Source organism: Amycolatopsis sp. NPDC051071, assembly GCF_040682875.1.
Classification (GTDB): domain Bacteria; phylum Actinomycetota; class Actinomycetes; order Mycobacteriales; family Pseudonocardiaceae; genus Amycolatopsis.
In genome coordinates this window covers 26580-32994 of sequence record NZ_JBFBBY010000089.1, presented here as the reverse complement: position 1 = coordinate 32994, position 6415 = coordinate 26580, and the positions used below count along the sequence as shown (strand labels likewise).

The window sequence follows — 6415 nt, the reverse complement described above, 5'->3', positions numbered from 1 at the left end:
GTCAGAGTGGTCGTCTGATGTTTTGGCGTTATCCCCCGGGCCCGGCGGCTGACCGGAGGGAAGGGGGCCTTCACGCGCTTGAGCCCTGGCGTGGGCGTGGCTGCACGCAAGTAGTCCTCTAGTTGCGATCTCGCGATACCTTCGTGTGTCCGTCGTCAAGGTGTTGCGAAAGCCACTTTCGCAACACTCGTGCGCGCTAGGTCCAAGGTTTCGCGGCGACGACAACCTGGCCTTTCAGCTGGTCTCGGGCTTGTCCATGAAGGATCTGGGACACTCGACGTCCCAAATCCTTCATGGACGCGGACAGCGGCCTCCGGATCGCAACACCCGAGCGGGGCACCGCGCCCCCCGGGGCACGCAATTAGTCCTCTAGTTGCGATCTCGCTCAGACGCCGGACCGGACGCCGGTTACCTTTCTCGCGCGGCATCCGTCATGGTCATGACGAACACCGCGCGAGGAAGGTGACGACATGACCGAAGCCCTGGTGGGTGCTTTCGAGGAGCAGCGCGACCGCCTGGTGGCGGTGGCGCACCGGATGCTCGGTTCCCGCGCGGACGCCGAAGACGCGGTCCAGGAGGCCTGGCTGCGGCTCGCGCGGCAGGACGCCGACTCGATCGACAACGTCTCCGGCTGGCTGACCACTGTCGTCGGCCGGGTCTGCATCGACGTCCTTCGCTCCCGTAAGGCCCGTCCCGAGGACTCGTTCGAGGAAGATCCGCCCGAGCTGCTGGTGATCGAGGACTCGCCAGAAGAGGACGCGTTGCTGGCCGAATCGGTCGGGCTGGCGCTGCTGGTGGTGCTCGACACCCTCGGCCCGGCCGAGCGGCTGGCGTTCGTGCTGCACGACTTGTTCGCGGTGCCGTTCGCCGAGGTCGGCGAGATCCTCGGCAAATCCGCGGACGCCACCAAGATGCTCGCCAGCCGCGCCCGCCGGAAGGTGCAGGGACGACGCCCCGCCGACGAGCCTCAACAGCGCGCGGTGGTCGACGCGTTCCTCGCGGCCGCGCGCGAAGGGGACTTCGACGGGCTGCTCCGGGTGCTCGACCCCGACGTGACCTGGCGTTCGGAGACCGCGCACGGTGTGGTCGTCCGGCTGGGCGCGGCCGAGGTGGCCACCCGGGTCCAGCGTGGCGCCCGTGCCGTGGCGACCGTGCGGCCCGCGCTGGTCAACGGCAAGCTCGGCATCGCGACCTGGAACAAGCACGGCAAGCTGGCGGGGGTGATGGCGTGCACCATCGCCGACGGACGCATCGTCGCGATCGACTCCGTGAGTGATCCACGTCGCCTCGCGGCCATGGGTGTTACCTCTCCGGAGGCTCCCTCGTCCAAGTAAGTGAACCTGGACGAGAAGGAGAAAACCCATGCAGGCACGACTCGAACTCTTCAAGACCACTCTCGCGCCGAAGCTGGTGAAGCACCTCGTCTCGGCGGCCAAGGTCGTGGAGGCCACGGGACTTCCCGCCGCGACAAGGGAACTGGTGAACATCCGGGCCAGCCAGATCAACGGCTGCTCGGGTTGCCTCGACATGCACACCAAGGAAGCCGCGCTCGCGGGGGAGACGGTCGTCCGGCTGAACCTGGTCGCGTGCTGGCGGGAGGCGACGGTCTTCACCGAGGCCGAGCGGGCGGCGCTGGAACTCACCGAACAGGGCTGCCGCCTCGCCGATGGCAGCGGCGTCACCGACGAGGCGTGGGCTGCCGCCGCCAAGCACTATGACGACGAGCAGCTGGTGGCGCTGGTGACCCAGATCGCGCTCATCAACGCCTTCAACCGGCTGAACGTCATCACCCGGCAGCCGGCCGGTGACTACCAGCCGGGCCAGCTGGCGCACTGATGAACACCGCACTGATGGACACCGCACTGTGGATCGTCGCCGGTTTCCTGGCCGTCGCGTACGCCGCGGGTTGGGTGCTGGACTTCGGCCCGGGGGCGGTCAAAGCGATCGGGGCGGTCGAGATCGCGGGTGCCGTCGGCCTGGTCCTTCCCGCGCTGCTCGACCTCGGGCCGGTACTGGTCCCGCTGGCCGCACTGGGATTGGCGCTGGTCATGGTGGGGGCGGTGGTCGTCCGGATCCGTCGTCACGAACCCTTGGTCGCGTTGCTGGATCTGGGCTACCTCGCCCTGTGCGTCTTCGTGGCCATCGGCCGCGCCTGATACGCGTGAAGGCCCCCTTCCCTCGGCTCAGCCGAGGGAAGGGGGCCTTCACGCGTATCAGCTCAGGACTTCTGCTTCACTCGCCCGAGGATGCGACGGCGTCCGTGGCCGTTGGTGCGTTCCTCGTGCAGTTCCTTCAGCGACAGCATCATCGCGTCTTCCTGCTTCATCAGCGGGTCGTTGCGCAGATCCTTCCAGACCGACGCGCACAACCCGACCATCACGAATACGAACGGCACCGCGATCAGGATGGTGAGATTCTGCAGGCCGGTCAGCGCCTTGTTCCCGCCGACCAGCAGCATCACCGCCGCGACGGCACCCATCAGGACGCCCCAGAAGATGACGACACCCTTCTTCGGATGCACACTCCCGCGCTGGGACAAGGTGCCCATCACCACCGACGCCGCGTCCGCACCGGAGACGAAGAAGATGGACACCAGGATCATCACCAGTATCGCGATCGGGACGAACCACGGCAGGGTCTCGAGCAGCTCGAACGTCGCCGACTGGGCATTGCCCGCCCCCGCGATGTCCGTCCCCGCCCGCTGCCTGCTGATCGCCGCGCCGCCGAAGATCGCGAACCAGATCAGGCTCACGATGCTCGGGATCGCGATGACCCCGAAGATGAACTGCCGGATGGTGCGCCCACGCGAGATCCGCGCGATGAACATGCCGACGAAGGGCGTCCACGAGATCCACCACGCCCAGTAGAAGACCGTCCAGCCACCGAGCCAGGTCTGCATCTCGTCGCCACCGGTCATCCCGGTGCGGCCCGACATCTCCGCCAGTTCACGGAAGTAGTCGCCGATCGCACCAGGCACGATGTTCAGGATCAGCACGGTCGGCCCGACCACCAGTACGAACACCGCGAGCACCGCGGCGAGCACCATGTTGATATTGGACAGCCACTGGATTCCCTTGGCCACCCCGGAAACCGCCGACGCGATGAACGCGATGGTGAGAATCGCGATGATCGCGACCAGCAGGCCCTTGCCGGGGTCGTCGATCCAGCCGACGGCACCCATCCCGCCACCCACCTGGAGCGCGCCGAGGCCGAGTGAAGCCGCCGAGCCGAACAGCGTGGCGAAGATCGCCATGATGTCGATCGCCTTGCCCAGCGGGCCTTCGGTGCGCCGCTTGCCGATCAGCGGCGCGAACACCGAACTGATCAGCTGTGTGCGGCCCTTGCGGAAGGTGCTGTAGGCGATCGCGAGACCGACCACGGCGTAGATCGCCCACGGGTGCACGGTCCAGTGGAACAACGTCGTCGCCATCGCGGTGTGGACGGCTTCGTCGGAGTTCGGGGCCGCGGTGCCCGGAGGCGGGCTCGCGAGATGGGAAACCGGTTCGTACACACCGAAGAACATCAGGCCGATGCCCATCCCGGCACTGAACATCATCGCGATCCACGAGGACGTCCGGAATTCCGGTAGTTCCTTGTCGCCACCCAGCGGGATCCGGCCGTAGCGGCTGATGGCCAGACACACCGCGAAGACAACGAAACCACTCGCGGTGAGGACGAAAGCCCAGCCACCGTAAGGGATCACGGCGTCGTTGAGGAGCGTCGACGCGACGCTCGAGAGGCTCTCCGGCGCGAGGACACCCCAGACGATGATCGCGAGCGCGAGTGCCGCCGCCACCCCGAAAACGGTACGGTCGGTCTTGGCGGGCCGATCGGCGGCCAGATCAAGCGGGACGTGTTCATCGGGCGTATGCCCCGGACCTGTCGTATCCGGTGCGTTGGCGAGGTCTGTCGCGGCCTCGGCCACGACCTCTTCTTCCGCTTGTTTACCGTCCTGCGCACTCATGTTTTCAGCTACGCGCCGATGACAGCGCGATCTCCTTCCGCCCGAGTTAACCCTTTTGCACTACTGCACCCTAGCCAGAAAGTTGGTAACCGGCAGAAAATGCGGGTAACGAGGTTTGGATCGGCGATCATGCCTCTGACCTCGGCGGATGTCGGCTCGGGTTGCGGCATCGGGGGGAACGTGTCGCGCGTGACACCGGGAACTCAGGGAGGAGTGGCGAGTTTTTCGCAAAGAGCCTTGCTGAACTGCGGTTCCTTCGCGAGAATTTCCGCGCAGCCCCCGGTCCGCACACTCATCACGCCCTGCCACCCCTCGGTCGCCCAGCGGTAGATCACGCGGTTCGACGGGGCCCGGTAGGCGTTGGTCCGGTCGGCGACGAGCCAGTCTTGATCGCAGGCGCGAGTGGTCGTGGAGAGTGCCTCGCCGTCGGTTTGCGCGATCCGGACGGGTGCGCAGTGGTCGGCAGGCGGGTCGCAGCCCAGCGGGCCGCAGTGACCCCAGGTGCCGTCCGGCAGTTTGTTCCAGGCCGCGGTGGTCAGGGAGTTGAGCACCACCGTCCGGTTCGCGATCGGTGACGTCGTGGTGAGCGGTAGCTCCAGGGATGCTTTCTGCTGGCAGCGGTCCACCGCCGCGGCCAGTACGGTGACGACGGCGTCGGCGTAAATGATGCCGTTCTCCTCGGTCACCTTCTCGAATCGCGGGTCACGTGCGCAGTCCGGTGTCCCGGCCGGGATCTGGACCTGGATCAGCAGCGTGTGGTCATCGGGTCCTTCATGGACGCCCACGGGCTCGACGCCCATGATCGTCCACGGCGACACCGGCAGGACGGAAGCCGGGGCGGGCGCCGGGGCGGGCGTGGAGATCGCCGGTGGAGCGGCTGTTTCCGCGTACGGGATCTGAGCGGACAAGAGGAGGGCGAAGAGCACTCCTCCGCCGCCCAGTACCGCCGCCGTCCACAGGGCAGGACGAAGGAAACGCCGTCTGTCGGCCATGGGAACCCCCCAGGTTTCCCGGCGATCTTAGTGGTCGGTTTCAGAGGTCCTTCGTGGGTCTCGACGGCCCAGCTTCCCGCTGGACGTACGGCCGAAAAGCCCGAGTACAACCCGGTACGAGGACCTTTCGGCCGCACGCCCAGCGGAAACCTGGATCCGCCGATATCCACGAAGGACCTCCGAAACCGACCACTTAGCCGCCCACACCTCCCGGCAAAGGGGTTTGCCCTCGTTGCAAGGGATTCGTGGTTTCGGCGGCGTCGCTGCCGGCGACGTGAGGGTAGCCCTGTCGCGCGTGGTTGCGCTGCAAGGCGTAGGTGACGAGGGCGAGGAAGGCGATGGTGACGATGATTGCGGTCATGGCAGTAAGTTTGCGCCACTCGACATCCTGCCAAAAGTGGCTGTTCTGTCGTTGTGCGTCAAGATCCTGCCAGCTATGCTTCGGTCATGCTGAAGAGCGTTGCCGTGGTGCTGATAGACGACTTCGCCGCCTTCGAGTTCGGCGTCGTCTGCGAGGTATTCGGCGAGGACCGCACCGATGACGGAGTGCCACCGATCGACTTCCGCGTGTGCGGCGAGAAGGCGGGGGAGTCGCTGAGTCTCGGCTACGGCCTGAAGGTGACCCCGGAACATGGGCTCGAAGCGACCGAGGACGCGGACTTGGTCGTGATGTCGGCCTGCGACGTCCGCGACGAGTACCCACCTGCGGTGCTCGAAGCGCTTCGCGCGGCTTCGGCCCGGGGCGCCACGCTTCTTTCGGTCTGCACCGGCGCGTTCGTGCTGGGAGCCGCCGGCCTGCTCGACGGGCGGCGGTGCACCAACCACTGGCGGCACAGCACCCGGTTCCGGAAACGCTTCCCCCTGGCCGAATTGGATCCGGATGTCCTCTTCGTCGACGACGGCGACATCATCACCAGCGCGGGCACGGCCGCCGGGATCGACGCCTGCCTGCACCTGGTCCGGCGCGAACTGGGATCCGCCGTGGCCACCGCGATCGCCCGGCGCATGGTGGTGCCGCCGCAACGCGAGGGCGGGCAGCGCCAGTTCGTCGAGACGCCGATCCCGGAGTGCGCCAGCGACAGCCTGCAGCCGGTGCTCACCTGGATGCTCGACACCATCGACCGGGAACACCCCGTCGCCGACCTCGCACGCCGTGCCCGGATGTCGGAGCGCACCTTCGCCCGCAAGTTCGTCGCCGAGACGGGCACGACCCCGCATCGCTGGCTTTCGACACAGCGGGTGCTGCACGCGCGGATGCTGCTGGAGGGGACGGGCATGAGCGTCGACGAGGTCGCGCGCCGTTGCGGGTTCGGCTCCGGCGCCCTGCTGCGCCACCACTTCCACAAGGTCGTCGGCGTTTCCCCGCAGGACTACCGCAAGACCTTCGCGCCGCAGGCCGTCAGAGGCTGAAGACGGTCAGGTACTCCGCGTCCCGCGGGTGCCGAAGCCGGAAGGTTGC

The 6415-nt window shown here is 67.1% G+C and carries 7 protein-coding genes; 4 read left to right on the top strand and 3 right to left on the bottom strand.

Translation table 11 applies throughout. The features are described 5' to 3' along the window. Positions 1-470: 470 nt before the first annotated feature. The 3 genes from AB0M65_RS25865 to AB0M65_RS25855 are packed head-to-tail and all read left to right on the top strand — an operon-like array spanning position 471 to position 2156. The gene (locus AB0M65_RS25865; RefSeq protein WP_364032486.1) at positions 471-1334 is read left to right on the top strand and encodes a sigma-70 family RNA polymerase sigma factor; all 864 of its coding nucleotides are present in this window, start codon (positions 471-473) and stop codon (positions 1332-1334) included. Between the two features lie 28 nt (positions 1335-1362). Next, a complete protein-coding gene (locus tag AB0M65_RS25860) occupies positions 1363-1836 on the top strand; it encodes a carboxymuconolactone decarboxylase family protein (protein WP_364032483.1) in 474 nt (157 codons plus the stop codon). Between the two features lie 14 nt (positions 1837-1850). Next, positions 1851-2156 (top strand): DoxX family protein, encoded by a 306-nt coding sequence (locus AB0M65_RS25855; RefSeq protein ID WP_364032492.1) that lies wholly within the window; start codon positions 1851-1853, stop codon positions 2154-2156. A gap of 62 nt (positions 2157-2218) precedes the next feature. On the opposite strand, the gene AB0M65_RS25850 is transcribed toward AB0M65_RS25855, so the two are convergent. From AB0M65_RS25850 to AB0M65_RS25840, 3 genes are all read right to left on the bottom strand, one after another. Next, positions 2219-3964 carry a BCCT family transporter gene (locus tag AB0M65_RS25850; RefSeq protein ID WP_364032481.1) on the bottom strand — a complete coding sequence of 582 codons (1746 nt, stop codon included), beginning with the start codon at positions 3962-3964 and terminating at the stop codon, positions 2219-2221. A gap of 203 nt (positions 3965-4167) precedes the next feature. Then, positions 4168-4956, bottom strand: a complete 789-nt coding sequence (locus tag AB0M65_RS25845) for a hypothetical protein (RefSeq protein WP_364032479.1) — start codon at positions 4954-4956, stop codon at positions 4168-4170. A 193-nt stretch (positions 4957-5149) separates the two neighbouring features. Continuing rightward, positions 5150-5317, bottom strand: a complete 168-nt coding sequence (locus AB0M65_RS25840) for a hypothetical protein (protein ID WP_364032477.1) — start codon at positions 5315-5317, stop codon at positions 5150-5152. 86 nt (positions 5318-5403) lie between these two features. Here AB0M65_RS25840 and AB0M65_RS25835 point away from each other — a divergent pair, with 86 nt between their 5' ends. Continuing rightward, the gene (locus tag AB0M65_RS25835) at positions 5404-6366 is read left to right on the top strand and encodes a helix-turn-helix domain-containing protein (protein WP_364032475.1); all 963 of its coding nucleotides are present in this window, start codon (positions 5404-5406) and stop codon (positions 6364-6366) included. Positions 6367-6415: the final 49 nt, after the last annotated feature.

Bases quoted from the DNA above. Each gene is read 5' to 3' on its own strand.
- AB0M65_RS25850 (WP_364032481.1), bottom strand. From the start codon at position 3,964: ATGAGTGCGCAGGACGGTAAACAAGCGGAAGAAGAGGTCGTGGCCGAG.
- AB0M65_RS25855 (WP_364032492.1), top strand. From the start codon at position 1,851: ATGGACACCGCACTGTGGATCGTCGCCGGTTTCCTGGCCGTCGCGTAC.
- AB0M65_RS25865 (WP_364032486.1), top strand. From the start codon at position 471: ATGACCGAAGCCCTGGTGGGTGCTTTCGAGGAGCAGCGCGACCGCCTG.
- AB0M65_RS25860 (WP_364032483.1), top strand. From the start codon at position 1,363: ATGCAGGCACGACTCGAACTCTTCAAGACCACTCTCGCGCCGAAGCTG.
- AB0M65_RS25835 (WP_364032475.1), top strand. From the start codon at position 5,404: ATGCTGAAGAGCGTTGCCGTGGTGCTGATAGACGACTTCGCCGCCTTC.
- AB0M65_RS25845 (WP_364032479.1), bottom strand. From the start codon at position 4,956: ATGGCCGACAGACGGCGTTTCCTTCGTCCTGCCCTGTGGACGGCGGCG.
- AB0M65_RS25840 (WP_364032477.1), bottom strand. From the start codon at position 5,317: ATGACCGCAATCATCGTCACCATCGCCTTCCTCGCCCTCGTCACCTAC.